At 52.9% G+C, this 26,577-nt stretch carries 21 protein-coding genes and 1 riboswitch; of the genes, 11 read left to right on the top strand and 10 right to left on the bottom strand.

Going from position 1 to position 26,577, the window contains the following annotated elements:
• Positions 1-7: 7 nt before the first annotated feature.
• From EBAPG3_RS14635 to glnA, 3 genes are all read right to left on the bottom strand, one after another.
• Positions 8-1,264, bottom strand: coding sequence for a putative Na+/H+ antiporter (locus EBAPG3_RS14635; protein ID WP_004174271.1), 1,257 nt, complete (start codon positions 1,262-1,264; stop codon positions 8-10).
• A 164-nt stretch (positions 1,265-1,428) separates the two neighbouring features.
• Complete coding sequence (locus tag EBAPG3_RS14630; RefSeq protein WP_004174269.1) at positions 1,429-2,088, bottom strand: SEL1-like repeat protein; 660 nt, start codon at positions 2,086-2,088, stop codon at positions 1,429-1,431.
• A gap of 80 nt (positions 2,089-2,168) precedes the next feature.
• The gene (glnA, locus tag EBAPG3_RS14625; protein ID WP_040851080.1) at positions 2,169-3,578 is read right to left on the bottom strand and encodes a type I glutamate--ammonia ligase; all 1,410 of its coding nucleotides are present in this window, start codon (positions 3,576-3,578) and stop codon (positions 2,169-2,171) included.
• A gap of 295 nt (positions 3,579-3,873) precedes the next feature.
• Between glnA and EBAPG3_RS14620 the strand changes: the two genes are divergently transcribed.
• Positions 3,874-4,326: a rhodanese-like domain-containing protein gene (locus EBAPG3_RS14620; protein ID WP_004174259.1), complete on the top strand. Its 453-nt coding sequence runs from the start codon at positions 3,874-3,876 to the stop codon at positions 4,324-4,326.
• A 53-nt stretch (positions 4,327-4,379) separates the two neighbouring features.
• On the opposite strand, the gene EBAPG3_RS14615 is transcribed toward EBAPG3_RS14620, so the two are convergent.
• Together EBAPG3_RS14615 and thiC are read right to left on the bottom strand one after the other, a co-directional pair.
• Positions 4,380-5,204, bottom strand: a complete 825-nt coding sequence (locus EBAPG3_RS14615; RefSeq protein WP_004174257.1) for an undecaprenyl-diphosphate phosphatase — start codon at positions 5,202-5,204, stop codon at positions 4,380-4,382.
• 338 nt (positions 5,205-5,542) lie between these two features.
• On the bottom strand, positions 5,543-7,450 hold the full coding sequence (thiC, locus tag EBAPG3_RS14610) for a phosphomethylpyrimidine synthase ThiC (RefSeq protein WP_004174251.1): 1,908 nt from the start codon (positions 7,448-7,450) through the stop codon (positions 5,543-5,545).
• A gap of 40 nt (positions 7,451-7,490) precedes the next feature.
• A riboswitch (TPP riboswitch) is annotated at positions 7,491-7,597 on the bottom strand.
• Positions 7,598-7,660: 63 nt separating this feature from the next.
• Between thiC and EBAPG3_RS14605 the strand changes: the two genes are divergently transcribed.
• The 4 genes from EBAPG3_RS14605 to hpnA all read left to right on the top strand — a co-directional run bounded on the left by EBAPG3_RS14605 (position 7,661) and on the right by hpnA (position 13,250).
• Entirely contained in the window at positions 7,661-8,326 is a 666-nt protein-coding gene (locus tag EBAPG3_RS14605) for a protein-L-isoaspartate O-methyltransferase family protein (protein WP_040851087.1), read from the top strand.
• Positions 8,327-8,436: 110 nt separating this feature from the next.
• Positions 8,437-9,861: a TolC family outer membrane protein gene (locus tag EBAPG3_RS14600; protein WP_004174248.1), complete on the top strand. Its 1,425-nt coding sequence runs from the start codon at positions 8,437-8,439 to the stop codon at positions 9,859-9,861.
• A 543-nt stretch (positions 9,862-10,404) separates the two neighbouring features.
• Positions 10,405-12,054 (top strand): MutS-related protein, encoded by a 1,650-nt coding sequence (locus EBAPG3_RS14595; protein WP_085922071.1) that lies wholly within the window; start codon positions 10,405-10,407, stop codon positions 12,052-12,054.
• Between the two features lie 197 nt (positions 12,055-12,251).
• Entirely contained in the window at positions 12,252-13,250 is a 999-nt protein-coding gene (gene hpnA, locus EBAPG3_RS14590; RefSeq protein WP_227869233.1) for a hopanoid-associated sugar epimerase, read from the top strand.
• Positions 13,251-13,374: 124 nt separating this feature from the next.
• Here the strand turns inward: hpnA and lysS are convergent, their stop codons facing one another.
• From lysS to EBAPG3_RS14570, 4 genes are all read right to left on the bottom strand, one after another.
• Positions 13,375-14,907: a lysine--tRNA ligase gene (lysS, locus tag EBAPG3_RS14585; RefSeq protein ID WP_004174480.1), complete on the bottom strand. Its 1,533-nt coding sequence runs from the start codon at positions 14,905-14,907 to the stop codon at positions 13,375-13,377.
• 8 nt (positions 14,908-14,915) lie between these two features.
• Positions 14,916-16,020 (bottom strand): peptide chain release factor 2 gene (gene prfB / locus EBAPG3_RS14580; protein WP_151898968.1). Its coding sequence is split into 2 segments (ribosomal slippage): positions 14,916-15,938 and positions 15,940-16,020, totalling 1,104 coding nucleotides; the frame shifts between segments, so codons are not numbered across the junction.
• 186 nt (positions 16,021-16,206) lie between these two features.
• Positions 16,207-17,061 carry an S-formylglutathione hydrolase gene (gene fghA, locus EBAPG3_RS14575; RefSeq protein ID WP_040851119.1) on the bottom strand — a complete coding sequence of 285 codons (855 nt, stop codon included), beginning with the start codon at positions 17,059-17,061 and terminating at the stop codon, positions 16,207-16,209.
• A 111-nt stretch (positions 17,062-17,172) separates the two neighbouring features.
• Positions 17,173-18,297, bottom strand: coding sequence for an S-(hydroxymethyl)glutathione dehydrogenase/class III alcohol dehydrogenase (locus EBAPG3_RS14570; RefSeq protein WP_040851127.1), 1,125 nt, complete (start codon positions 18,295-18,297; stop codon positions 17,173-17,175).
• Between the two features lie 238 nt (positions 18,298-18,535).
• On the opposite strand from EBAPG3_RS14570, the gene EBAPG3_RS14565 reads away from it, so the two are divergent.
• On the top strand, positions 18,536-19,045 hold the full coding sequence (locus tag EBAPG3_RS14565; RefSeq protein WP_004174467.1) for a hypothetical protein: 510 nt from the start codon (positions 18,536-18,538) through the stop codon (positions 19,043-19,045).
• Positions 19,046-19,167: 122 nt separating this feature from the next.
• Here the strand turns inward: EBAPG3_RS14565 and EBAPG3_RS14560 are convergent, their stop codons facing one another.
• Complete coding sequence (locus EBAPG3_RS14560; protein WP_040851117.1) at positions 19,168-19,407, bottom strand: hypothetical protein; 240 nt, start codon at positions 19,405-19,407, stop codon at positions 19,168-19,170.
• 40 nt (positions 19,408-19,447) lie between these two features.
• Between EBAPG3_RS14560 and EBAPG3_RS14555 the strand changes: the two genes are divergently transcribed.
• The 5 genes from EBAPG3_RS14555 to EBAPG3_RS14535 all read left to right on the top strand — a co-directional run bounded on the left by EBAPG3_RS14555 (position 19,448) and on the right by EBAPG3_RS14535 (position 26,496).
• Positions 19,448-19,864: a gamma-butyrobetaine hydroxylase family protein gene (locus EBAPG3_RS14555; protein WP_004174462.1), complete on the top strand. Its 417-nt coding sequence runs from the start codon at positions 19,448-19,450 to the stop codon at positions 19,862-19,864.
• Between the two features lie 54 nt (positions 19,865-19,918).
• Positions 19,919-20,653, top strand: a complete 735-nt coding sequence (gene ubiE, locus EBAPG3_RS14550; protein ID WP_004174460.1) for a bifunctional demethylmenaquinone methyltransferase/2-methoxy-6-polyprenyl-1,4-benzoquinol methylase UbiE — start codon at positions 19,919-19,921, stop codon at positions 20,651-20,653.
• A 395-nt stretch (positions 20,654-21,048) separates the two neighbouring features.
• Positions 21,049-21,960 carry a PfkB family carbohydrate kinase gene (locus tag EBAPG3_RS14545; RefSeq protein ID WP_004174458.1) on the top strand — a complete coding sequence of 304 codons (912 nt, stop codon included), beginning with the start codon at positions 21,049-21,051 and terminating at the stop codon, positions 21,958-21,960.
• Positions 21,957-24,122 carry an HAD-IIB family hydrolase gene (locus EBAPG3_RS14540; RefSeq protein ID WP_004174457.1) on the top strand — a complete coding sequence of 722 codons (2,166 nt, stop codon included), beginning with the start codon at positions 21,957-21,959 and terminating at the stop codon, positions 24,120-24,122. Before EBAPG3_RS14545 ends, EBAPG3_RS14540 begins: the two co-directional genes overlap by 4 nt.
• Positions 24,106-26,496, top strand: coding sequence for a sucrose synthase (locus EBAPG3_RS14535; protein ID WP_081607216.1), 2,391 nt, complete (start codon positions 24,106-24,108; stop codon positions 26,494-26,496). The genes EBAPG3_RS14540 and EBAPG3_RS14535 overlap by 17 nt, the downstream gene beginning before the upstream one ends.
• The last annotated feature ends 81 nt before the right edge of the window (positions 26,497-26,577 follow it).

Below are 26,577 nucleotides of genomic sequence, written 5' to 3'. Positions count from 1 at the left end.
AAATACCTTAAAGCATCTGAAATGCAAGAATGGCAACGAATGTAGGGGGAAGCGCCGCTGCCAGCAAACCTAGCGGATGAATCGCCCCATCCTTGAATGAGCCTTTGAGGATGGAAAAACCCGCGGGGTTGGGTGCATTGGCAATTACCGTCAGACCCCCTCCTGTAACGGCTCCGGCGACAAGTGCGTAACGAAACTCCGCGCTTGTTCCTTCCAGCAGAGAACCCAGGTAGGTAAGCGCAGCGTTGTCAGTGACAGCAGTGAGAAGGGTGGCACCGAAATAGAGCGTGGTACTGTCCATACCCGTCAATATGGGTTGGAGCCACCATTTCTGGTATCCTCCCAGCACGACCAGGCCAGCCAGAAAAAAGCCAACCATCAATCCTTCACGCAGGATCAGGGGATCCTGGTAGCGTTCATAGGCGTGAGTAAACCCGATGAAGAAGAGCAGCAGCCCGATGAAGACAACCGGGTGATGCGCAAACACTATGACTCCAATCAGAAAAGCCAGATGCACAAGCACTACCGCCACGGGAACTCCAACGCGCGGCGTATCCTCTTCATTCCTCATCTCCGATAATTCACGCTGAAACAGGAGAGTGGCTGACAGGGCATTCACCAGCACGGCAAGCGCGGCCTTCCAGCCGAATGTCGTGAGCATGAAAGCGCTGTCCCATCCCCACTTGCCGGCTACCATGAGGACTGGCGGCGCGGCAAACGAGGTCATGGTCCCACCAATCGAAATGTTGACGAATAGAACACCAAGGGTGACGTATTTGAGCCGCGTGGAAATCTCTTTGGAATAATAACGCTGAAGGAGAATCAAACCGGCCAGTGTCATGGCCGCCGGCTCGGTGATGAAGGATCCCAGCAAGGGGACAAAAGATAGCGTGATGAAATAAAATGCTTTCCCATCTGGCCAGGGAATACGCCGCGCGGTCATCTTTACGCAAAGCATCGCGAATTGCAGGATGGGGCGGCTGCCCGCGATTACCATGATTGCAAACACGAACATGGGTTCGATAAAACTCTGTCCATCAAGATAGGTGATGGCGGTCTCCTTGCCTTCAATGACCAGTATCGCGATGACCAGGATCATTGCCCAGAAGCCAAAAACCGCTTCCACCTCGCCCAGAAAATGCCAGGTCCCCGCGTGAGCCGGGCGGGTATGTGCCAACCGCTCGAAGAATTTGGTCGAGAAGGTATGAATTAGCGCAATACCAAACAGGATTGCGCCAATAATCTCAATGGAGGTGGGATTCATTCACCGCCTGTCGCGTTGCAGGGGAGTTCATGCTCATGGGGCTGGGGCATGCAGAAAATCTACAGGCTCTATATTTGAAGGATCTTGTTGCTCGAGCCTGGTTATACGGCATTATCGCACTGCAGTTGACACCGCTAATTGATTGGCAAGTTCACTGCAACAGATCATTTCATCGCATCAAGGTTGGCTTGCGCATCCGCATTGCCCTGCGCGGCGGCTTTTTCAAACCACTCCTTGGCTTTGGAAGCATCTCTCGGCACACCTTCACCGGAGTAATACATCACCCCCAGATTATTTTGCGCATCGACATTTCCCTGATCAGCGGCTTTTTTGAATAACTCTACGGCCTTGGCGGCGTCTTTTGCTACTCCCTCGCCATTGGCATACATCAAGCCGAGATTGAATTGGGCGTCGGCATACCCCTGTGCAGCGGATCTGTGAAACCACGCCGCGGCTGTCTCAGGATCGTTGCTTAAAATCCTGCCTGATGAGTCCTTGGATATGGCTTCCCCGGTGTAGTACATCACCCCGAGACCATTTTGTGCTTTGGGATCTCCAGCATCCGCATCTTTTCTTAATTTCAGAAATTTTTCTTCCGGCGTTGGCTCATTTGGGGACGACGGCATTATCTTGTCCAATAGCGCAGACTTTTCTTCCGGCGTTAACTCTTTCTCCAATATTGATGGGATCTCTTTTTCAGACGTGAACTCATCCGCAAGTTTGGCCGGTGCTTCTGTCTTGGGTGTCTCCACTGGCGCTTTTTCGCCACAACCCGCCAGCGTCAGAGAAAGAAGGGCAAGGAATGAAATGGCCAGAATATTCATCGAATATTTTCCTTCAAAATTCCAATTATTTGTCACGTTCGGAGGCAGCGTGAACGCTCAATTAAAATTATGAGAGTGCCCTATAGACTGTAGTACATATCAAACTCCACCGGGTGAGTGGTCATGCGAAAGCGTGTGACTTCCTCCATCTTGAGCTCAATATAGGCATCGATCATATCATTCGAAAACACGCCGCCCCGGGTGAGAAAATTGCGATCCTTGTCCAGATTGTCCAGCGCTTCATCGAGCGAGGCGCAGGGATTCGGAATACTCGCTGCTTCTTCGGGAGGAAGATCATAAAGATTCTTGTCCATGGGATCGCCCGGATGGATCTTGTTCTGGATGCCGTCCAGTCCAGCCATCATCAATGCGGTGAATGCCAGATAGGGGTTGGCGGTGGGGTCGGGAAAACGTACTTCGATGCGCCGTCCCTTTGAACTGTTGGCATAAGGAATCCGCACCGCGGCGGAGCGGTTGCTTACCGAGTAGGCAAGATTGATCGGTGCTTCAAAACCCGGGACCAGGCGCTTGTAGGAATTGGTGCCAGGATTGGTAATGGCATTCAAGGCCTTGGCGTGCTTGATAATGCCGCCGATGTAAAACAGCGCCATTTCTGAAAGTCCGGCATAGCCATTTCCGGAAAACAGATTCTGCCCAGCTTTCCAGATTGATTGATGCACATGCATGCCGGAACCATTGTCCCCGACGATGGGCTTTGGCATGAACGTGGCCGTTTTGCCGTAAGAGTGGGCAACATTGTGCACCACATATTTGAATACCTGGGTCCAGTCAGCGCGCTTCACCAGGCTGCTGTACTTGGTGCCGATTTCGCACTGTCCGGCCGTCGCAACCTCGTGATGGTGTACTTCGACTTCAACACCCATTTCTTCCAGCGCCAGACACATGGCGGAACGGATGTCATGCAGGGAATCGATCGGTGGAACGGGGAAATATCCGCCTTTTACGGCGGGACGGTGGCCTGTATTGCCCCCTTCGTATTTTTCCGCGGAGTTCCACGCCGCTTCCTCGGATTCTATTTTTACGGAACAACCGGACATGTCCGCATGCCAGGTGACAGAATCAAAAATAAAGAACTCGGGTTCCGGGCCGAAATAGGCAGTGTCGCCGATGCCGGTCGACTTGAGGTAAGCTTCGCCGCGTTTTGCCAGTGAACGGGGATCACGGTCATAACCTTTGCCATCCAAGGGCTCGACCACGTCACAGGTTATGAGCAGTGTAGCTTCATCCATGAACGGATCCATATGGGCGGTTTCAGGATCGGGCATCAACAGCATGTCGGAAGCCTGAATACCCTTCCAGCCGGCGATGGAAGAACCATCGAACGCGTGGCCGTCCTCAAGCTTATCTGCATCAAACGCATGGGCTGGAAGTGTCACATGCTGTTCCTTGCCGCGGGTATCAGTAAAACGCAGATCAACGAACTTGATTTCGTTTTCCTGGATCATTTTAAGAACATCGACTACCGCCATATTTTTCTCCAGACCGCAATTCAATTATTTAATAAAGTTATGTCACAAGGCGCACAAAATCAGAATTATATCAGTATGGGCACCGTCATTACCTCAAACGAATCAAACATTGTGTCAAAGGGTGTTATCAAGCTATTAAAATAGGCCCGCATAGTGACGAGGGGCTGTCATGCCGGACTGCCTGGCGCTTCATGAGCCTCTGATCAGTTTCCTCGTCGCACGGCCAGCTTGAGTTACAACCTGCCTCAAAAAGGAATAACATTGCATCTTTCAATCATTGCTATCTGAAGCTCATATGGAAACCATCACCGCAATACTCGAAAGAGCTCAACAACGCGCCAAGGAAATGAATTTGCCATACGAAGGCGCACTGCTTCCCGCGGAAGCACTGACACTGTTGCAGGAAGCTCCAGGTGCCAGATTGGTGGATGTCCGCTCCCGGGCTGAATGGGATTGGGTGGGACGAATTCCGGGTGCGGTTGAAATAGAATGGCAGTCCTATCCCGGCATGCGCGCCAATCCGGACTTCCTCAATTATCTCTCCAGCCAAGTGGATAAGGAATCCATGGTGATGTTCATTTGCCGCAGTGGTGGCCGCTCGCATCAAGCGGCCGCTATTGCCGCCGACTCGGGTTACACAAATTGTTACAACATTCTTGAAGGCTTTGAAGGCGACAAGGACGCTACCGGTCATCGCGGTACCAAAGGTGGGTGGAAAGCCGCGGGGCTGCCGTGGGTACAGGGCTGAGTCAGAAATCCGGAATCAAGAAACCGGTAAGCAGTTTTTATCCTGATACAAATCTATGCGGCCGACCATTTGACCAGTCCGGAATAAGCGGTAGCCAGCACGATGATCCCGAATCCAATTCGATACCAGGCGAATACAGTGAAGTCATGATGGCTGATAAAACGCAACAAGCCGCGTACCGCCAATAGCGCGCTGATGAACGATGCCACAAATCCCACAATGAATACGCCGATATCGGTGAAATGCAGTATGTCGCGATGTTTGTAGACATCGTAGAAAGTGGCCGCAAACATGATGGGTATTGCCAGAAAGAAAGAGAACTCGGTAGCTGCCTTGCGTGACAAACCAAAAAAGAGGCCGCCAATGATAGTTGCGCCGGAGCGTGATGTACCGGGTATCAGTGCGAGGCACTGCATCAATCCAACCTTCAGCGCATGTTTCCAGTCCATGTCCTCCACCCGGTCTACATCCACCACGTGCTTTCTGCGCTCAGCCCACAGAATCAGAAATCCTCCGATGATAAACGCCATAGCCACCGGAACCGGATGAAACAGATATTGCTTTATTGTTTTGATGAAGAGGAGACCCAGAATCGCGGCGGGCAAAAACGCGATGAAGAGATTCAACACAAAGCGGTTCGCATCCTCACTTGAGCCAATGTTCATCACCACGCCACCAATCTTTACGCGATATTCCCAGCATACCGCCAATATTGCGCCCAGCTGGATCACAATCGCGAATACTTTGCCTTTCTCGTCATTGAAGTCGAGCAAATCACTTACCAGGATGAGATGGCCGGTAGAGGAAATCGGGAGGAATTCGGTCAAGCCCTCGACAATGCCGAGGATCAAGGCCTTGATGAATAGAAGCCAATCCATGCGGCGATTATCCGGGTAAAGGCATTTGACCCCGGATAAGCACGCATAGGCACAAGTGAGTCAGGGTGTTGCTGGACAATGGGAGCATCCGATAGAGAATGGTTGTTGCGATTCGATCAGTTGATTATATTCTGGATATTATCGCACCGAACCCCCGCCTCAGGCTGAAGAAGATCTCAAAATGTGAAGTTCCCAATTTCCGGGCAGGTAGTTTCAGGAATTATCCCAATCCGTAGCGGCCCCACCCAAGAGCCCATAATCATTGATAAATGGGCGTTAGCCGCCGGATTCTGGATTATTGCGCCACAGCGCTTTTGCTATCTCATGCGCTGGGGAAATCATATCTTGCTATAAATTTCCGCCCCTTTTTTTACAAATTCGATGGCTTTCTCTTCCATGCCTTGTTCGAGAGCCTGGTTTTCACTGACTCCCTGACTGGCGGCGTAATCCCGTACATCCTGGGTTATTTTCATTGAGCAGAAATGAGGGCCGCACATCGAGCAGAAATGCGCGAGTTTGGCGCCCTCCTGCGGCAGGGTTTCGTCGTGGAATTGCTTGGCCTTGTCGGGATCGAGGCCGAGATTGAACTGATCATTCCAGCGGAATTCGAAACGTGCCTTGGAGAGCGCATTATCGCGTATCTGCGCACCCGGGTGCCCCTTTGCCAGATCTGCCGCATGAGCGGCAATTTTGTAGGTGATGATGCCATCCTTGACGTCGTCTTTATCCGGCAGGCCAAGGTGTTCCTTGGGCGTAACGTAGCATAGCATCGCAGTGCCGTACCAGCCGATCAGGGCGGCGCCGATCGCTGAGGTAATATGATCATAGCCTGGAGCGATGTCGGTAGTGAGCGGGCCCAGTGTGTAGAAAGGCGCCTCGGCACAGTATTTCAATTGCAGATCCATGTTTTCCTTGATGAGATGCATGGGTACATGACCCGGGCCTTCGATCATCACCTGGACGTCATGCTTCCATGCAACCTGGGTCAGTTCGCCGAGGGTTTCCAGTTCGGCAAACTGAGCCTCATCGTTGGCGTCGTAGATCGATCCTGGACGCAGACCATCTCCCAGAGAGAAACTGACATCATAAGCCTTCATGATTTCACAGATTTCCTCGAAGCGGGTGTAAAGAAAACTTTCCCGATGATGCGCAAGGCACCACTTGGCCATGATCGAACCCCCGCGCGAAACAATGCCGGTCAGACGCTTTGCTGTCATCGGAACATAGGCAAGCCGCACGCCCGCATGGATGGTAAAGTAGTCCACACCCTGCTCAGCCTGTTCAATCAGGGTGTCACGAAAAATCTCCCATGTAAGATCTTCCGCCTTGCCGTTCACTTTTTCCAATGCCTGGTAAATCGGTACGGTGCCGATGGGAACAGGGCTGTTACGGATGATCCATTCACGGGTCTCATGGATATTCTTTCCGGTCGAAAGATCCATAACCGTGTCGCCCCCCCAGCGAATAGCCCAGGTCATTTTCTCGACTTCCTCCTGGATGCTTGAACCGAGAGCGGAGTTGCCGATATTCGCATTAATCTTCACCAGAAAGTTGCGCCCGATGATCATCGGCTCGGATTCGGGATGGTTGATATTGACAGGAATGATGGCACGACCGCGGGCCACTTCGTCACGCACGAATTCCGGTGTGATATGCTGGGGCAGGAGCGCGCCAAAATCATGTCCTGGATGCTGGCGCATAAGCAGTTCACGGCGCTGGGCGCCGAGATGTTCGCAACGCTGGTTTTCCCGTATGGCGACATATTCCATTTCCGGCGTAATGATACCGCGCCGGGCATAGTGCATTTGTGTCACGTTTTCTCCCGCCCTGGCACAGCGCGGCTGGCGTTTCAGATCGAAGCGCATTTCCGCCAACTGGGGATCGGTCAGACGCTGCCTGCCATAGGCGGAAGCGGGGCCCGCGAGAACTTCCGTATCGTCACGCGCGTCTATCCATTTCTCGCGTAATGGCAGTAATCCGGAGCGTATATCTATTTCTGCCGCTGGGTCGGTGTAGGGGCCGGAAGTGTCATAGACATAAATCGGAGGATTTTCCTCCGTACCCATGCTGGCGGGCGTATCGGATTGGCTGATTTCCCGCATCGGTACCTGAATGTCGGGGCGGGATCCTTGCACATAAACCTTGCGGGATTGAGGCAAAGGTTTGACCGCTCCTTCATCGACATGGGCAGTCTTGCTTGAAAACGGGGAGGAAAATTGGGCGGGGTTTAAAACTGTTGCATTCATAGTACGCTCCTTTAAGTCTTTGGGTGCCATAAACGAGCGGGACGGCTAATCCCAGCTTCCCTACGGCGGCATTACCCGTATCAGGTGTTAAGGGACTCTCTCACCGGTTTACCGGATGATTCCGGAAACGGACCCCTAGCTGCTGATGTGAAGCTAATGGAAATGTGGAATAATTGCAAGTCTGTGATGACAATTTATATAGGGCTGGGCATGGATCTCGAACAAATCCGGTTTAATATGGTGGAACAGCAAATTCGCCCTTGGGATGTGCTGGATCAGGAGGTTCTTAAATTATTGTTTGAGTTGCGGCGTGAGGAATTTGTCCCCGCAGCATACCGTTCCCTTGCGTTTGTCGATATGGAGATCCCGCTGGGATACGGTGAAGTGATGCTTGCTCCCAAGCTTGAGGCGCGCATCTTGCAGGAACTCCAGATAAAAAAAACGGACAGGATTCTGGAGGTCGGCAGCGGCAGCGGTTACCTTTCCGCACTTCTGGCAAAGAAGGGCGAATATGTCTACAGCGTGGAAATCGTGCCGGAACTGAAGGCCATGGCGGAGAAAAATCTTCAGGCTCATGAGATCGGAAATGTGACGATGGAATTAGGCGATGCCGCCTGTGGCTGGCCCGAGCATGGGCCTTATGACGTTATCGTGCTGACTGGCTCCACTCCGGTTTTGCCGGAGGCATTTCAGCAAAGCCTCAAAACCGGCGGACGCCTATTCGCGGTGGTGGGTGATGCACCGGTGATGCAGGCGCTGCTCGTCACTTGTGTCGCACAAGGAGAGAAAACGGGTGCATACAATACCGTTGGTCTGTTTGAAACCTGCATTGCCCCGCTAAGAAACGCAAAGCAGCCGGCGAGATTCACATTTTGATCTTCCAGATCAACTCCGCGAATTGCGCACCCGCCTGACGGACCTATTAACCAGGTTCAATCGGGCGATGGCTTTTCTTCTCCCGGCAAAATAAGGCAATCTGGATCAAAGTGAAAATTCCGCAATATATTTATGCGTTATTAATTTCCGGCGCGGCTTTCCATACCCCGCTCCACGCTACCGACCTGATGGGAATTTATCGTGAGGCGCTGGAGCAGGATGCGCAATACAGCGCCGCGCGCGCCGCGCATCAGGCGGCCCAGGAGAAACTGCCGCAGGGCCGGGCCGGGCTGCTTCCGACTATCACACTCGCGGGTGTGCGCCGGAGACAGTATATCGATATACAGAGCGTGACGACCGGGATCGGCACCGGGACCGGGACCGGCGTTAGGCCGCCCGAAGTCGTCATCGATAACACGAGTATAACGATCACGGCAACCCAGCCGATTTACCGCAAGGAAAATTTCGTAATCTACGAGCAATCCAAGCTTCAAGTCGCCCAAGCGGATTCCCAGTTCATCATCGCGGCCCAAGAGCTGATCCTGCGTGTAGCGCAGGCTTATTTTGACATTCAATTGGCGTTGATAAACGTGGAGGTGGCGGAAGCCCAGAAGAGAGCCATTGGAGAACAGCTCGCACAAGCCAAGCGCAACTTTCAGGTCGGGACAGCCACCATCGTCGATACACACGAGGCCCAGGCACGATTTGATTTGGCGCTCTCGCAGGAGATTGCCGCCCGGAGCGATCTGGAAGTCCGAAAACGCGCACTGCAACAGATTATCGGCCGTTTGCCGGATGATCTCACACGTCCAAACGAGAACTTTCCTGATCTGCTCAATCTGAAGTATGCAAATATGCAGGATTGGATCAACGTGGCTGAACAGAATAATCTTGCCCTGAAAGTTCAACAATCGGTGTATGAAATCGCAAAACAGGATGTGGAACGGGCCAAGGCGGGACACTATCCGACTCTCGATCTGGTTGCCCTGTACAGTGATCAGAGAGGTGTTGGGGGGACAATCACCGGCCGGCCAATTGACCTGACCTCAAAGGAAATCGGAGTTCAATTGAGTTTTCCGATATTTCAGGGTTTCGCGGTGCAATCACGTGTGCGCGAGGCTCTGGCCACCCAGGAGAAGGTATTCCAGGATCTGAATAATACCCGGCGCAATAGTGTACTTCAAGTGAGCCAGCAGTATCTTAATGTCACCAATGGCATTGCGCAGGTGAAGGCGCTGCGGCAAGCGGTAACATCCAGTCAAAGCCAGGTGGATTCCACCAAGCTGGGGCAGGAAGTGGGTGTCAGAACCGAAGTGGATGTATTAAACGCGCAGCAATTGCACTATTCCGCGCGGCGGGATCTCGCCCAGGCGCGTTACAATTTTCTCATGTCCAAGTTGAGACTGGAGGCGGAAGCGGGTGAGTTGGATGAAGAAGATCTGAGGCAGATAAATGAGGTGCTGGCAAAAGGAAGCGCCTTTGGTGTTTCCTCTTCCAACGGGCAAGACCCAAGTTCAGTGTCCCATGTTCAATAATAATCCGTCTTTCGTTAGAGAAAGACGGAATTGTATTGCAGTTTCCGACGCAGGCAATTTCTGAGTAAGTTCCGGGTCTTGCCGCAAGCGCTCCGTGGATGCCTTCATGGGGGCGGTACGTTGCATAGCCCGAGTATGGGGCTATTCAGCATCGCGGGGTACTGGGTGCGTTGACGCGCCACCGGTTGAATGTTAGATTTTCAGCATCGAATGTGAAGGACATAGAGTTCGCCGCCTTTACCTTGAACGATATGAGCTTGTGAACGGAATCCTGTGAGTGCTCCGTACAGTTCTCAACGTTTTGGAAACAAATCCGCATTAACAATCCGGTTAGATTGGATGAATCCAGAGCGAAGAACGCAGAGTATAAGACGGATAGTCCATCCCATCATCGGTAGTTGAGGTGGCAAGAAAAACCGGTTTACTCACCGTGCCGCCGGACATCGTGGAAAGGCCTCGCCCTTTACAGTAAGTCATTTTGATCACTCATTTTGTCTGCAACATACTCATGGAGGATTTATTCAGCGATTTTCAAGACCGGCCATGAACGATCCAGTCGCCTTTGATCCCTGTCTGAGTCACCCGCCTATCCTTGCCAGCGGCGAGCGGCTGGCGGGTGTGCGCGACACGCGTCCAACAGGCGCCGATAACGGCGTTCTGGATGCAAAGACATTAGATGCGATCGAAATCGATCAGTTATTCGATTCTTGCAATCACGCCGTTACGCATGTCGGACAATCGGTGCTTTACCGATCGCTGGCGCGGCCAGGCACCGACCCTGGGCTCACTCAAAAAAAACAGGAAGCGTTGCGTGAGCTTGAGTCAAATTCCAGTCTGCGGGAAGCGCTTCAGCATTTCCTGAAAGGTGCGGTGCCGGAAGAACATGGGCTTTATCAATTGCTCTACGGTACCTTTACCGGGGGTCTCGCTATCGATAACTCGAGAGATGGGAAAGATGAAATGGAATTTAGCGGCTACGGTTACCACCAGTTTGTCGATGGCACCGGCTTTGTGGTCGATCTGGTCGAGGCGATGAACACGTTGCCACAGCCGCAAAGTCCGTATCTGAGAGACTTGTTTGCCGTCATTCGCGACTTTGGGGCCTCTCGTATTTATTCCCTGATGCGCGGACCGATTTTTCCGGTAGAAGGAAAGTTCAAGACGCGGGAGGAAAAGCCGCGTTATTTACCCGTTCCGCGCTTCACACCATCGATTATCAAGCCGCTTCCAATACTGCTGACATTGGCGCTGCTTGGCGCAGCGCTTTATTTCTTCCAGAGCATGCTCGCCAGTTTCGGGATTGCTTACCTGGGATATGGGATACTTGTGCTGGCTGTGCCGATTCTGCCCGTCCTCCTGATCGCAATCGCGGCATCCGATCGCGACTCCGTCATCTATCCGTTGCGCAAGCTATTCAGGCAGAGCCCTGAATTGGCGCGCGTACTGGATGCGTTGGGCATGATTGATGAGATCCTGTCCTTTCATCGCTACTCGCTCACCTTCGGTGGAAAAATGGTGCTGCCGGAAATAGTGGAAGGCGAGCGCCATTCCCTGAGCGTTACGGAGGCAAGAAATCCGCTACTTGCCGGGACTAATCCAGACTACGTGCCGAACGATATACGGCTTGATGATACCGGACGCTTGCTGGTTATCACGGGACCGAACAGCGGAGGTAAGACGGCCTACTGTAAAACCGTGGTCCAGATTCAGCTTCTGGGCCAGATCGGCTGTTACATTCCCGCAGCGGCCGCGCGGCTGGTGCTGGCTGAGCATATTTTCTATCAGGTGCCGGACCCGGGACGGCTGGATGAGGGGATGGGCCGCTTCGGCCACGAGTTGAAACGCACACGCGAGATATTCTTCAACTCTACCGCGCGCAGTCTCGTCGTGCTGGATGAGCTTTCGGAAGGCACAACGTTCGAGGAGAAGATGGAGCTTTCCGAATACGTTCTCGCAGGTTTCCACAAGCTTGGAGCCAGCACATTACTTGTCACCCATAATCACGAGCTGTGCGAGCGCTTGCAGCATAAGGGAATCGGCCGTTACCTGCAGGGTGAATTTTTGCCTCAAGGCCCGACTTATCGTTTGATTCCGGGTGTGTCCCGGGTTAGCCACGCCGATCGTGTGGCTGCTGCCCTGGGCTTCAGCAAGGATGATGTCGAGAAGCACCTTGCAACGCGCCACACTGACTGATGTAGTCATGGCAAGGCGGGTGATTATCCTGGCTTCGGATCGAAACGCCCCGGTTTAATGATTTTTATTTGATACGCCCTCATCTGCCAATTATAAGGCCGAATTGAGTAGGTACGGCGTGTAGTCCCAACAATGGGAGTTTTTGATCGCGGCTATAGGTTCCCGGTGTCAATTCGGGAGCCGAAGAAAGGTTGAGCATGATGAAATCATTGGTTACCGGCGCCAACGGCTTTGTGGGTTCGGCGGTCGCGCGCTGTTTACTGGACGCTGGCCACGAAGTACGCTGTCTGGTCAGGCCGGGAAGTGACCGGAGAAATCTTCATGAGCTGCCCGTTGAAATTTCCGAAGGTGATTTACGTTCAGCCCCCTCATTGAAGCGCGCGGTGACCGGTTGCGATAGTTTGTTTCATGTTGCCGCAGATTACCGCCTATGGGTGCCTAATCCCGAAACCATGTATGACATCAATGTAAAAGGGACGGAGGCGCTGATACTCGCGGCAGCGGAAGCCGGCATGAAACGCATGATATACACCAGCAGCGTGGCAACACTGGGAACGCATCAGGATGGTACCTCCGCCAACGAGGACACCCCTTCCAGTCTCGTGTCGATGACCGGACATTATAAGCGGTCAAAATTCATGGCGGAACAAATTGTTCAGCGGATTACCGACGAACACAAGCTGCCGCTGGTTATCGTCAATCCGTCCACGCCAATAGGGCCGCGTGACATCAAGCCCACGCCGACGGGACGTATCGTGGTTGATACCTTATGTGGCCGGATGCCGGCGTATGTAAATACCGGTTTGAACATCGCCCATGCTGATGACATCGCATATGGTCATCTGCTGGCTCATGCGCATGGAGAACCCGGGGAACGTTATATCCTGGGTGGCGAAAATATGACTTTATTGCAAATACTACAGACTATCGACGAGATCAGAGGCAAGCGGACAAAACGATTCAATATTCCCGTCAAGCTGGTTTTGCCTGCCGCCTGGCTAATGGAAAAAATGGCAATGGTGACGAACATTGAGCCACGTGCGACAGTGGATAGTGTGCGCATGGCGAAAAAAAAGATGTTTTACTCCAGCGAAAAGGCCGTACGGGTGCTGGGTTATCGCTATCGGCCTGCAGCGGAAGCGCTCGAGGATGCGATGGCCTGGTTTCAGGATAATGGCTATTGCGACGGGTCTTGATGGGTCTCTGAATAAGTCCCCCGTTGCCAGCACCTTGCTTCACGGACGGCTTGACCCGGGGTTCTTTATGCAAGGCGAGCCTGTGGCATCATGGGGGAGGAGTTTATCCCGGACCGATGGGTTTTTAGTCTTCACGCCGCAGTTGCGGGAACATAATTACGTCTCGAATGCTCGGACTATCGGTGAATAGCATAACCAGCCGGTCTATGCCGATGCCTTCACCTGCGGTGGGCGGCAGGCCGTATTCCAGGGCGCGTATGTAATCGGCGTCGTAATGCATGGCTTCGGAGTCTCCCGCCTCCTTGGCGCTGGCTTGTTCCAGGAAGCGCGCAGCCTGATCTTCCGGGTCGTTCAATTCGGAAAAGCCATTGGCTATTTCTCGTCCCGCTATGTAGAGCTCGAAGCGGTCGGTTATCGCGGGATTGACATCGTTGCGCCGCGCCAGGGGGGAGACTTCCGCCGGATAATCAATGATAAAAGTGGGTTCAAACAATAAATGCTCGGTGGTTTCATCGAATAGCGATAACTGCAAGCCGCCGATACCGTCTCCCAGTTTGTGAGTAATGCCAAGTTCCTGCAACCTCTCGATTAGGAACGCGCGATCATTGAGTTGGGTATCGGTATATTCAGGCTGGAATTTCCGGATGGCCTGAGTGATGCTGAGCCGCTCAAATGGTTGTGCAAGATCAATTTCCTGTCCCTGATAAGTCACCTTGGTGGTGCCTAGGACTTTTGCCGCCACTTCCCGCAGCATGGTTTCGGTGAAATTCATCAAATACGTGTAATCCCGGTAAGCCTCATAGAATTCCAGCATGGTGAATTCGGGGTTGTGTCGCGTAGAGATACCCTCGTTACGGAAATTGCGATTGATCTCGAATACTTTTTCCATTCCACCCACTACCAGACGCTTCAAATATAGTTCGGGCGCGATGCGGAGATACAATTGCATATCCAGCGTATTGTGGTAAGTGACAAATGGCCGTGCCGTCGCGCCACCGGGGATAGGGTGCATCATCGGTGTCTCCACTTCCAGATAACCGTCGGCGGCAAAAAAATCACGGATGGACTGGATGATCCTGGAGCGCGTGATAAATACCTTGCGGGTATTTTCGTTAGTGATCAGATCGAGATAACGCTGGCGGTACTTCTGTTCCTGGTCGGTCAGGCCGTGGAATTTTTCCGGCAGGGGGCGCAAGGATTTGGTCAGCAAGCGCAGATGGGTGACGCGCACCGAAAGCTCGCCAGTCCGGGTTTTGAAGAGCGCACCCTGAGCACCCAGTATATCGCCGAGGTCATAATGCTTGAAAGCTTCGTGTGCCTCCGCGCCGGTAGTATCATTAGTGATGTAAAGCTGGATGCGCCCGCTCATGTCCTGGATAGTGGCGAAGCTTGCCTTGCCCATCACTCGTTTCAATACCATACGTCCCGCAATGGCTACGAGTCTTGGCGTTGCTTCCAACGTTTCGTTGGCGTGCCCGCCATATTGCCGATAAAGATCGGATGAGAAATCTTCACGCCGAAAATCATTGGGAAAGGCGTTACCCATTTCACGCAGTACACCCAGTTTGGCGCGGCGCTCCTCAATGAGTTTCGTTTCCGGCTCCAATTTGCCGAGCGGCTCATCCAAGTCTTTCTCCGAAACACCATCCGTTGCCATCAGATCTCCTATATGCCTTGCTTTAAGCTTGCTTCAATGAAATCGTCCAGCCCGCCATCGAGCACCCCCTGGGTATTGCCGGTTTCAACGCCGGTGCGCAAATCCTTGATGCGGGACTGGTCCAGCACGTAGGAGCGAATCTGGTGTCCCCAGCCTATATCGGTTTTGCTGTCCTCGATCGCCTGCTTCTCGTCATTGCGTTTACGCAATTCCGCTTCGTACAGTCGCGATTTCAGCATTGCCATCGCGTCCGCGCGATTGCGGTGCTGCGAACGGCCGCTCTGGCATTGCACCACGATACCCGTGGGATTGTGAGTGATGCGAATAGCCGAGTCCGTTTTATTGATGTGCTGGCCTCCTGCGCCAGAGGCACGAAAAGTATCGACGCGCAAATCCGCCGGGTTGATTTCTATTTCGATGGTTTCGTCCACCTCGGGATAAACAAACACGCTGGCAAAGGAGGTATGGCGGCGATTGCCGGAATCGAACGGGGACTTTCGCACCAACCGGTGCACCCCGGTCTCTGTACGGAGATAGCCATAAGCATAATCACCCGATATTTTGATACTTGCGCTCTTGATGCCGGCAACCTCGCCGGCCGACTCTTCCATCACTTCCACGCTATACCCGCGGCGTTCACAAAAGCGCAGATACATGCGCTCCAGCATTGCCGCCCAGTCCTGTGCTTCAGTGCCGCCCGACCCGGCCTGGATATCCACGAAGCAATTGTTAGGGTCCATCGGATTGGAAAACATGCGGCGGAATTCCATTTCCGCCACGGTTTTTTCCAATTGCATGATATCGCTGCCGATGCTCCGCAGCGTGGCATCGTCATCCTCCTCTCTTGCCATCTGGAACAAGTCCCGGGCGTCATGCAATTGCCGCCCGACTGTTTCCAGGGTGACGACGACATCTTCCAGCATTTTTTTTTCGCGCCCCAATTCCTGGGCACGTTTATTGTCGTCCCAGATGGCGGGGTCTTCTGTCAGCCGGGTAAGTTCATTCAGGCGCGTTTGCTTGGTATCGAAGTCAAAGATACCTCCGCAACTCTGCCGCCCGGTTGTCGAGATCGCCGAGTTGATAGAACATTGCGTTAAGTTGTTCCGCTTCCATAGGAGAGAGCCATTTTTTAAAAAAGATCGATTATACAGCAAGCAGAGAGCGCATTTGCCGCCGCGCTTGAGTTATCAAGGAGAGCAGAGGGTCGCCTGGCAGGCTGCCAGCAATTAGGAAATCGAGATGACAGGTGCAGCTGTCGGGTAGACATCTCGATACCGGCGGAATTTTTCTCAAAGAGCGTCAGGAACCGAGCGCTTTCGCATGAAAACGCAGGTGGCTTTCGATAAACGTACTGATAAAAAAATAACTGTGATCATAACCCGCGCGCATGGTGATCTGGGCAGGATAATTGACCGCCTTGCAAGCAGCGATAAGGCGCTCGGTTTTCAGTTGATCGATCAGAAATTCGTCCGCGTCACCCTGGTCGACCCTCATTGGCAGATGCTTCGATGCGCGTGAAGCCTCAATCAGCAATGTTGCGTCATAATCCCGCCAATTTTTTACATCATCACCCAGGTAGTGGTTGAAGGCTTTTTTACCCCAAGGACTAGTAGTCGGATTGGCGATAGGCGAGAAGGCGGATACCGATTGATAGCGTTGGGGGTTCCGCAAGGCAATAACCAGCGCACCATGACCACCCATGGAATGTCCGCAAATGGATCGCCGGTCATTCACGGGAAAATGCTGTTCAATCAGGGCCGGGAGCTCATCGACGACATAATCATACATTCGGTAATGGCGATTCCAGGGGGCCTGGGTCGCGTTCACATAGAAACCAGCTCCTAACCCCAGATCGTAGGCGGCATCCAGCGCGCTCGCGACAGCGTCTCCCCGCGGACTCGTATCCGGAATGACCAGCGCGAGGCCAAGTTTCGCCGCAACGCGTTGAGCACCAGCTTTGAGGGTGAAATTTTCATCGGTACACGTTAATCCCGAGAGCCAATAAATCGACGGTATTTTCTTGTCATTGCCTGTTCCAGGCGGGAGAAAAATGGAAAAATTCATTCCACAATTCAGCGATTCTGAACGGTGCCAGTAGCGCCTTTGCGATCCATCGAATAAACGGTGGGATGAGAGGAGTTTCAATTCCGGCATATTCAGAATCCTCAATACGTAGCTCAGTCCGGAAAATTCCGGGCAAATTCCCGATTTTACCGGCATGGCATGACCTGGCTCTGGGATGAGTCAAGTGCGTGCTGATGGTGTTTACTTGTTGAAATGAATAACGGTGCGTATGGATTTGCCTTCGTGCATCAGTTCAAATGCTGTATTGATATCGTCGAGCCCCATGGTGTGAGTGATGAACGTGTCGAGCTCGAATTCCCCATCAAGATAGCGCTGCACGTAACCCGGCAGTTCAGTGCGGCCCTTCACTCCGCCAAATGCCGAGCCACGCCATACACGTCCCGTTACCAGTTGAAATGGACGGGTACATATTTCCTCGCCCGCACCGGCAACGCCGATTATCACCGACTCGCCCCAACCTTTATGGCAGCATTCCAGTGCGGAACGCATGACTTTGACATTGCCGATGCATTCGAAGGAAAAATCTACGCCGCCGCCAGTCATTTCAATAATGACATCCTGAATCGGCTTGGAGTAATCCCTGGGATTCACCACATCGGTAGCGCCCAGTTGACGTGCTATCTCAAATTTTCCCGGATTGATGTCGATTGCGATAATGCGTCCAGCTTTTGCCATCGCCGCCCCTATAATAACGGCCAGACCAATACCGCCAAGTCCAAAAACCGCAACGGTATCACCTTTCTTTACTTTCGCGGTTTTGGCAACGGCACCAAGGCCGGTCGTTACACCGCAACCCAGCAGACAGACCTTTTCCAGGGGGGCTTCCCTGTTTATTTTTGCCAGTGAAATTTCGGGTATCACCGTATATTCGGAGAAGGTTGAGGTGCCCATGTAGTGATAGATGGGCTTTCCGTTCTTAAGAAATCGCGTGGTACCGTCAGGCATCAGACCCTGTCCCTGAGTAGCACGTATCGCCTGACACAGATTGGTTTTACCCGATTTGCAGAATTTGCACTCGCCGCACTCGGGAGTGTAGAGCGGGATAACATGGTCGCCCACGGCAATGCTGGTTACGCCTTCACCCAAGGCCTCAACGATGCCTCCTCCTTCATGGCCGAGGATAGCGGGGAACTTGCCTTCAGGATCGCTTCCCGACAGGGTGAATGCATCCGTATGACATACCCCCGTTGCCACAATACGCACCAGCACTTCGCCTTTTCGTGGCGGCATCAGGTCAACTTCTTCGATACTTAGCGGTTGTCCCGGACCCCAGGCCACCGCGGCACGTGTCTTAATCATTTCCATATAACCATTCTCCACTTCTTTTCCCGCTATCATGGCATCGCCGCCTGAAATGCGTCTTGAACAAAATATTTGATATCGACTACTATCATACTGATGGTTCGTGGCACGTTATAGCATGTTGTGATTCGCGTGAACATTGCTTTTTCAGGTAAGCCATCCTATGATGAAATTGAGGTTGGTTTGAATTTTCCGCCCTCCCTGAGCGGGTGATTATCTTACAAACTTTTAGGAGATCATGATGCGACGAATCTACTTTCTTGTTCCCGATATCACCATCACCAAACGTATTGTCGATGAGCTGCTGCTGGCACGAATCGACGAACGGCATATCCATGTGGTCGCAAAGCGCGGCACAGAGCTTGAGGATCTGCCGGAAGCAAATCTCCTTCAGAGAACCGATTTCATTCCCGCTGTCGAGCGCGGACTTGCGCTTGGCGGGTCGGCGGGCGCACTCGCCGGATTGGTCGCACTGGCGCTTCCTCCTGCCTCAACGGTAATCGCAGGGGGTGTTCTGCTAGCGAGCGCCCTCGCGGGGGCGGGAGTGGGTGCGTGGGCAGGCGGCATGATAGGCGTAAGCACCGCCAGTTCGAGAATCAAGCAGTTTGAGGCGGCGATCGAGGCGGGTCAGCTATTGGTTCTGGCCGACGTGCCGATGAGCAGGGTTGAGGAAATTGAGGGTCGTATAAAAGCACATTTGCCCACTGTGGAGATTGAGGGAACGGAACCGATAATACCGGCATTCCCCTGATCGGGGTCAGGGTTACATGGAGCAGCTCTTGAGACTGCCGCGTAAAGCAGCGATCGATCCAGTTTGTCCTGTCAGGCAGTCGTAAGGAACTACCGCACGTTCGTCTGCGGTGCCGATGAGACTCAGGCTGTAGGGTTGTTGTGGCCGGGGCTGTCTGAGCAAGTGGCCTGATCGATCCTGACACAGTCATCATCCAGCGTCTTTGCCATGTGCACGGCAAAGACGCCCGCCTTTGGCAACTCCTGATGTTTGATGACCGTTACATTCCCCGCGCATATCTTCCTGCAGGAGAGTATCCTGCTCACTGCCGAATCCAGGTTGAAACGGTTTTTCTCCGGTAGCGAGGTTTCAGTTTTGCCCATGCTGGTTTATCATATGCGGTTCGACTAGAGGAATGGCGAGATGGCAGGGTTAAGCAAAGATACTCCCAATCCTACTGAAATAAAATTGCATCGAAAGTCCAGGTTGCTGGAAATTTCTTTTGGAGATGGCAAAACCTTCCGGATTCCCTGTGAATTTCTCCGGGTTTATTCGCCTTCCGCGGAAGTACGCGGACATAGTCCGGGGCAGGAAGTGCTGCAAGTGGGCAAGAAAGACGTGAACATCAATCACATCGAGCCGGTGGGTAATTACGCGATCCAGCTAACTTTTTCCGATGGTCATAATACCGGTCTGTATTCGTGGGATTTACTCTATGACTACGGCGTGCATCAGGATAAAATGTGGCAACGGTATCTGGACCGAATGGAAGAGGCGGGTGCAAGCCGTGATCCGGTTATGGGTTCACGGGCATTGGGTAGGCAACCTGGATCGAGATAATTTTAATCGCCGCACGATATAAACGTGTACTTTCTATATTAGAAACTGAAATTCATGATGAAAACTACCCATTTCGGCTTCACCGCCGTTCCTGAAGCCGAGAAAGCCCGCAAGGTGGCGGGGGTGTTCGATTCGGTGGCAGAACGCTATAACCTGATGAATGATCTCATGTCGGCGGGCATGCACCGGTTATGGAAGCGCTTTGCTGTGGAAACAAGCGGTATCAAGAAGGGTGGCCGGGTACTCGACATTGCCGGCGGCACCGCTGACTTGAGTGCGTTGTTCGTGGAGCACGTTGGTGAGAGCGGTGAAGTCTGGCTTACCGATATCAACAATGCCATGCTCACGATAGGCCGTGACCGGCTCCTGGATGAGGGCGCGGCTGTATCGGTAGCGCAATGCGATGCAGAAAAACTGCCGTTTCCAAACGATTATTTCGATTGCGTGAGCGTGGCTTTCGGTCTCAGGAACATGACCCGCAAAGACATGGCCTTGAAAGAAATGCAGCGTGTACTCCGTCCTGGCGGATGTGTCATTGTGCTTGAATTCTCCAAGATATGGAAACCGCTGCAACCACTTTATGATATCTATTCATTCAAGGTCCTGCCGGCAATGGGCAAACTCGTTGCCAAAGACCAGGATAGCTACCGCTATCTCGCCGAATCCATCCGTGTACACCCTTCTCAGGAAGAGTTAAAGCAATTGATGCGGCAGGCTGGATTGGAGCGCGTAGAGTATTTCAATTTGGCTGCCAGTGCGGTTGCGCTGCATCGGGGCTATAAATTCTAGCGTGCCGGGGCACAAAAGAATCTGCCGCCCGGCATTGATGTGAGGTACTCGCCCCATTCTCTTTATTTTCTATTCGACTCGCGCAGTTTCCCGCGTTCAGCGGAAAAACCGAGCATCCTTCGTCATCCGCTTTTCTACAGGTTATGTGTGTGATCGCACATACGCATCCGGTAAGAATATTTATCATTTAACTCTCACTCGCTGCCTGACCTGAGTACTCTGCGCAGCCTTGTCAATTCTATTAACCTAAATCCACCCGCAGCAAACTTACCGAGAAGGTGAAGGTAAAGTTTCGAAAGCAATCTTGGTGGATCATGGTGCTAGATTAATCAATGAGCAGTCAACTGCCGGATTCAGGTTTAGTCAGATCAAGTCCTTCCCGAGGGCTTCCAGGGATGGCTGCCGCCCGCCCCGTTGTTCTCTTGTTTGGCGAGATTTTGATAGACCGGTTTCCCGGCCAGGAAGTCCTGGGCGGCGCGCCGTTCAATGTTGCCTGGCACCTGCACGCTTTTCGCTGTATGCCGGTCCTGGTTACCCGGATAGGGCTGGACAATGCGGGTGCGCGCTTGTTGCAGGCCCTGGAAAGCGCCGGGCTTTCGGTACATGGGGTACAGCTTGATTCCATGCACCCTACGGGTGTGGTGGAGGTCACCCTTACCGCTGACGGCCACCGGTTCGATATTCTTCCCGATCGTGCCTATGATTATATTCATCCCCGGTTATCCCGAATGACTGCCTTGGCCGCAAACCCGGAGCTGGTTTATTTCGGGACACTGGCTCAGCGTGCCAATTCGCATCGAGCCTTGCGCCACATGTTGCGCGCGGCGGGCGGGCAGCACTTCTTCGATGTTAATTTGCGTAATCCCTGGATATCCGCGGAGAGGCTGGATTGGTCACTGCAACATGCGGATTTTGTCAAAGCCAATGATACTGAGTTTGAATGCATCAGCCGGCTGCTTGACCTGGAAACGGCATCTGCCGAAGCTCAGGCAAAAGCGCTGATTCAGCGCTATCAACTGCGAGGGCTACTCGTAACCTGTGGCGCCGCAGGCGCCTGGTGGCTGGATGATTCCGCACAGCTGATAGAGATGGCGGCTGATCCCATAACGGGTATTCGTGACACGGTGGGTGCCGGCGACGCATTCTCCGCGGTTTTCATTCTCGGCCTGCTGCATGACTGGACGGTACCGGTCACCTTGCAGCGCGCGCATCATTTCGCTGGCGCCATATGCCGGATACGTGGCGCAATTCCAGAGCACAACGATTTCTATGAGCCGTTCCTTGAAGAATGGGCGGAGCACAGATGAAAGAATTATATGTGCTGATGCTAAGTCTCCACGGACTGATTCGAGGGAATGATCTGGAACTTGGGCGCGATGCTGATACCGGTGGTCAAATCCTATACGTCGTGGAACTGGCCCGGTCACTTGCTCGTCAACGACAAGTAGGCAAGGTGGATTTGCTAACCCGCCGGGTAGAAGATTCCGCTATATCGGCGGACTACGCCTGCCCTGAGGAGATCCTGGGCGATCACGCCCGGATTATTCGCCTTCGATGCGGGCCCCGTCGCTACCTGCGTAAGGAAAGTCTTTGGCCTTATCTCGACCAACTGGTGGATCGTGTATTGCTTTTTCTGCGCGAGCAGAAGCGCTTACCCGATGTCATCCACAGCCATTATGCCGATGCGGGATATGTTGGAATGCAGCTCTCTCAACTGCTGGGTATTCCGCAGATCCATACCGGTCACTCACTTGGACGCAGCAAACAGCGTCATCTGCTAGCGCAAGGGCGTAAAGCGCAGGCATTGGAACGTCAGTTTAATTTTCACCGACGCATCGCTGCCGAGGAAGCCATATTGCAGCAAGCCAGTTTGATCATAACCAGCACGCCTCAGGAGAGCGCCGAGCAATATGGCTTATATACTAATTATCAGCCCGAGCGTGCAGTTGTTATCCCGCCCGGGACCGATATATCGCGCTTTGCTCCGCCCAGCCGCCGGACTCCTCCAGAACCGGAGGTCGCCAGACTCATTGACCGCTTCCTGGTGCAGCCGCGAAAGCCTCTGATATTGACGATTTGCCGTCCGGAAATGCGAAAAAATCTCGGCGCTTTAATCGCTGCATTTGGCAGTTCACCTACACTGCATGAAAAGGCCAACCTTGCTATTGTGGCTGGCAACCGCGAAGACATCCGCAAACTTGAGGCTGCCCAGACCGAGGTGATGACCCATCTATTGCTCGATATTGATCAACACGATCTGTGGGGTAAGGTTGCACTGCCAAAGCAGCATAAACCCATCGATGTCGCTGGATTCTACCGGCTTGCAGCCCAACGCCGAGGCGTATTCGTCAATCCGGCGCTCACTGAGCCGTTCGGCCTGACTTTGCTTGAGGCGGCTGCCAGCGGTCTTCCGATCGTGGCTACCGAAGATGGTGGACCGCGAGATATCGTTGGCCATTGCAAAAATGGGGTGCTGGTTAATCCCTCGGATATCCATGCGATAGCGGGGGCCATCGAATACGCACTAGCTGAGCCGCGTCGTTGGCAGCGCTGGGCGCGCAACGGTATTACAGGCGTAAAGAATCACTATACTTGGGATGCCCACGTCAAGAAGTACTTGCACGTTTTATCCCGTTTGCTGCACCACGACCGAAAGCAAATCCGGCGGGACATGGCAATTTACCGGCCGCAACGACACCCCCTGCCACTGGTCTCGCAGATGTTAATAAGTGACATAGACAATACCCTGCTTGGAGATCGCGCCGCCTTACGTCGTTTTCTTGCCACACTGCGCGCCACGCCGCCAAACCTGGGTTTCGGTATCGCGACCGGCCGTACACTGGAAAGTACATTGAAAATATTAAAGGAATGGGGGGTGCCATTACCAGACATACTTATCACAGCGGTCGGCAGCGAGATAAATTATGGTCTGGAACTCCGGCCTGATATTGGATGGCAAAATCTGATCAGATACTCATGGCGCCGCGATGCGGTGGAAGGGGCGCTGCGTGAAGTACCCGGACTCATCCTGCAATCACCAGAAAATCAGCGTGAATTCAAGCTCAGTTACAATGTCGACCCCGAGGCGCTGCCGCCAATTTCTAAAATTCGCACCTTGTTGCGCGAGCAGAAACTGTCCGCAAATTTAATCTACTCTCGTCAGGCTTTTCTGGACATTTTACCTTTGCGTGCCTCCAAAGGACGAGCAATACGCTATCTTGCTTACAAGTGGGGGTTGCCATTACGCGCTTTTCTGGTAGCAGGTGATTCTGGTAACGACCATGAAATGCTGATCGGAGATACACTCGGCGTCGTGGTTGCCAACCACAGCCCTGAGCTTGCGAGTCTGAGGGGAAACGAACAGATTTATTTCGCTAATGCCCGTTATGCGGACGGCATTGCAGAGGGCATGTTGCACTATGCATTTGGTATTCCCATCCCGGAGACCGCGAATGATCCAAAAATTTGATGCTTGGGCCGTAGACCATCGTGATGAGTTACATGCCCTTTTGCGTAAATGGTTCGAACTGGAACGTCCGCTTCTTCTGCGCTCGGATTTGCTTGAGGCCTTTGACCTGGTACGCGATTTTCATCCCCAGCCTCTTGTCAATACTCCTTTGCACGAACTGATCAAGTGGCTGCAAGAAGCAGTTTGCCGGCCTCCCATGGCCTACCTGGCGCTACGTGAGGGCGCGGGGCACTGGTCCTACGTGCGCATTCACCAGCAACGATTGATACTTGAGAGTATCAGTGTCTCCGATTATCTCGCTTTTAAGGAACTGCTGGTGCATCCGGATAGCGCGCATGAACCGGTATTGGAATTGGACTTTACCCCTTTTAACCGCAATTTTCCGAGACTTAAGGAAATCCGGTCGATTGGCCAGGGTGTAAAGTTTCTTAACAGGCAATTGGCTGGCACCCTATTCACTCAATCCGGCCTAGGAACAGCCAAATTATTGCATTTTTTGACAGTGCACTCCATGGATGGCCAGCAACTGATGCTCCATGGCAACTTTGCCGACGTAGCAGCGCTGCGCACTGGTTTGCGTCGCGCGCTTGATTTGCTCGATACGTATACTGAGGATGCTCCTTGGCAGGCGATTTCCGAGCCGCTGAGCGGATTGGGCTTCGCACCCGGCTGGGGCAACTGTGTCATGCGGGTAAGTGAAACCATGAGTTTATTGGTAGACATTCTTGAAGCGGCCTCGCCGCAGATACTTGAGAATTTTCTGGCGCGCATTCCAATGGTCTCCAAATTATTGATTCTGTCACCACATGGTTATTTCGGGCAGGACAATGTACTGGGATTGCCGGACACTGGCGGTCAGGTAGTATATATCCTCGATCAGGTACGTGCTCTGGAACGGGAAATGAGCGAGCGTCTCATTTTGCAAGGGATAGAGGCGCAGCCAAAAATCCTGATATGCACACGCCTGATTCCCGAAGCGGGCGAGACATTGTGTAACCAGCCACTGGAAAAAGTTTACGGTACCCGCAATTCCTGGATCGTGCGCGTGCCATTTCGAAAAGCAAACGGCGAAATTATTCGCTACTGGATATCGCGTTTTGAGATCTGGCCATACCTCGAGAATTTTGCTCACGACGTAGAACGTGAAGCGCTGGCGCAGCTAAGTGGCAGTCCTGATCTGGTGATAGGCAACTACTCGGATGGTAATCTGGTGGCCTCGCTGATTTCCAAACGAACCGGTGTAACGCAATGCAATATCGCGCATGCATTGGAGCAGAGCAAATATCTTCATTCCGCCTTGCACTGGCGGGAGAATGAAGCTCAATACCATTTCAATTGCCAGTACACGGCGGATCTCATCGCGATGAACAGCGCAGATTTCATTATTACCAGCACCTATCAGGAAATTGCCGGTACGCCTCATACGGTTGGCCAATATGAGACCTACCAGAACTACACCATGCCCGGCTTATATCGAGTCGTAAACGGTATAGATCTTTTCGATCCCAAATTCAATATTGTTTCCCCAGGCGCCGACGCAGAGGTGTATTTTTCGTATCTTGATCGCGAGCACCGGCTGCAATCCCTGTTGCCCGACATTGAACGTCTTTTATATGCCCCTGATCCTGGCGTACCGTGGCGCGGTCATTTCAGTGACCCAGCCAAACCTCTGATATTCACGATGGCGCGTCTAGACCTGGTCAAGAATCTGACTTCATTGGCAGCATGGTTTGCGCAATGTCTGCAGCTATCCGATGCTGCCAACCTATTGATAATCGGGGGGCATATTGATCCGGCCGCTTCCTCTGATAGCGAGGAACGCGCCGAAATCGACCACATGCATGCCATCATGGACGAATATAAGCTGGAAGGACGGATGCGCTGGCTCGGTACTCGCCTGGAAAAGAACCTGGCTGGCGAGCTGTATCGCCACGTGGCCGACAGGCGTGGCATTTTTGTACAGCCAGCCCGATTTGAGGCATTCGGATTAACCATTATCGAGGCGATGGCTTCTGGTCTTCCGGTATTTGCCACTTGCTATGGCGGTCCGCGAGAGATCATTCAGCATGGGGTTTCCGGCTATCACTTCGACCCCAACGATGGTTTGGCGGCGGCCACCGCCATGGCAGATTTCTTTGCACGCTCAGCAGCCGATCCGGATTTCTGGAATAAAGTCTCTGAAATGGCTCTGAAACGAGTCGAATCACGTTATACATGGCGTATTTATGCGGAACAGATGATGACTTTGTCACGTATCTACGGCTTCTGGAAATTTGTAAGCAATCTGGAGCATGAAGAAACCGCACGTTATCTCAATATGTTTTATCATCTGCAGTTTCGACCCATGGCACGGGCGCTGCTCCCAAATCACTGAAAACCTGTTTCACCGCGTGTGGCGCGATTGAACGTTTGCAGGAAATCTCTTCCCCTCCCTTTAAATGTGGTGTTTCTAGCG

Origin of the sequence: Nitrosospira lacus, from assembly GCF_000355765.4 — a bacterium.
Classification (GTDB): Bacteria; Pseudomonadota; Gammaproteobacteria; order Burkholderiales; family Nitrosomonadaceae; genus Nitrosospira; species Nitrosospira lacus.
The sequence above is the reverse complement of the archived record's forward strand: the minus strand, read 5'-3'. Positions and strand labels throughout refer to the sequence as shown.

Coding starts and splice junctions, on each gene's coding strand:
- EBAPG3_RS14635 (WP_004174271.1), bottom strand. CDS start 1,264: ATGAATCCCACCTCCATTGAGATTATTGGCGCAATCCTGTTTGGTATT.
- EBAPG3_RS14630 (WP_004174269.1), bottom strand. CDS start 2,088: ATGAATATTCTGGCCATTTCATTCCTTGCCCTTCTTTCTCTGACGCTG.
- glnA (WP_040851080.1), bottom strand. CDS start 3,578: ATGGCGGTAGTCGATGTTCTTAAAATGATCCAGGAAAACGAAATCAAG.
- EBAPG3_RS14620 (WP_004174259.1), top strand. CDS start 3,874: ATGGAAACCATCACCGCAATACTCGAAAGAGCTCAACAACGCGCCAAG.
- EBAPG3_RS14615 (WP_004174257.1), bottom strand. CDS start 5,204: ATGGATTGGCTTCTATTCATCAAGGCCTTGATCCTCGGCATTGTCGAG.
- thiC (WP_004174251.1), bottom strand. CDS start 7,450: ATGAATGCAACAGTTTTAAACCCCGCCCAATTTTCCTCCCCGTTTTCA.
- EBAPG3_RS14605 (WP_040851087.1), top strand. CDS start 7,661: ATGGATCTCGAACAAATCCGGTTTAATATGGTGGAACAGCAAATTCGC.
- EBAPG3_RS14595 (WP_085922071.1), top strand. CDS start 10,405: ATGAACGATCCAGTCGCCTTTGATCCCTGTCTGAGTCACCCGCCTATC.
- hpnA (WP_227869233.1), top strand. CDS start 12,252: ATGATGAAATCATTGGTTACCGGCGCCAACGGCTTTGTGGGTTCGGCG.
- lysS (WP_004174480.1), bottom strand. CDS start 14,907: ATGGCAACGGATGGTGTTTCGGAGAAAGACTTGGATGAGCCGCTCGGC.
- fghA (WP_040851119.1), bottom strand. CDS start 17,061: ATGCCGGAATTGAAACTCCTCTCATCCCACCGTTTATTCGATGGATCG.
- EBAPG3_RS14570 (WP_040851127.1), bottom strand. CDS start 18,297: ATGGAAATGATTAAGACACGTGCCGCGGTGGCCTGGGGTCCGGGACAA.
- EBAPG3_RS14565 (WP_004174467.1), top strand. CDS start 18,536: ATGCGACGAATCTACTTTCTTGTTCCCGATATCACCATCACCAAACGT.
- EBAPG3_RS14560 (WP_040851117.1), bottom strand. CDS start 19,407: ATGGGCAAAACTGAAACCTCGCTACCGGAGAAAAACCGTTTCAACCTG.
- EBAPG3_RS14555 (WP_004174462.1), top strand. CDS start 19,448: ATGGCAGGGTTAAGCAAAGATACTCCCAATCCTACTGAAATAAAATTG.
- ubiE (WP_004174460.1), top strand. CDS start 19,919: ATGATGAAAACTACCCATTTCGGCTTCACCGCCGTTCCTGAAGCCGAG.
- EBAPG3_RS14545 (WP_004174458.1), top strand. CDS start 21,049: ATGGCTGCCGCCCGCCCCGTTGTTCTCTTGTTTGGCGAGATTTTGATA.
- EBAPG3_RS14540 (WP_004174457.1), top strand. CDS start 21,957: ATGAAAGAATTATATGTGCTGATGCTAAGTCTCCACGGACTGATTCGA.
- EBAPG3_RS14535 (WP_081607216.1), top strand. CDS start 24,106: ATGATCCAAAAATTTGATGCTTGGGCCGTAGACCATCGTGATGAGTTA.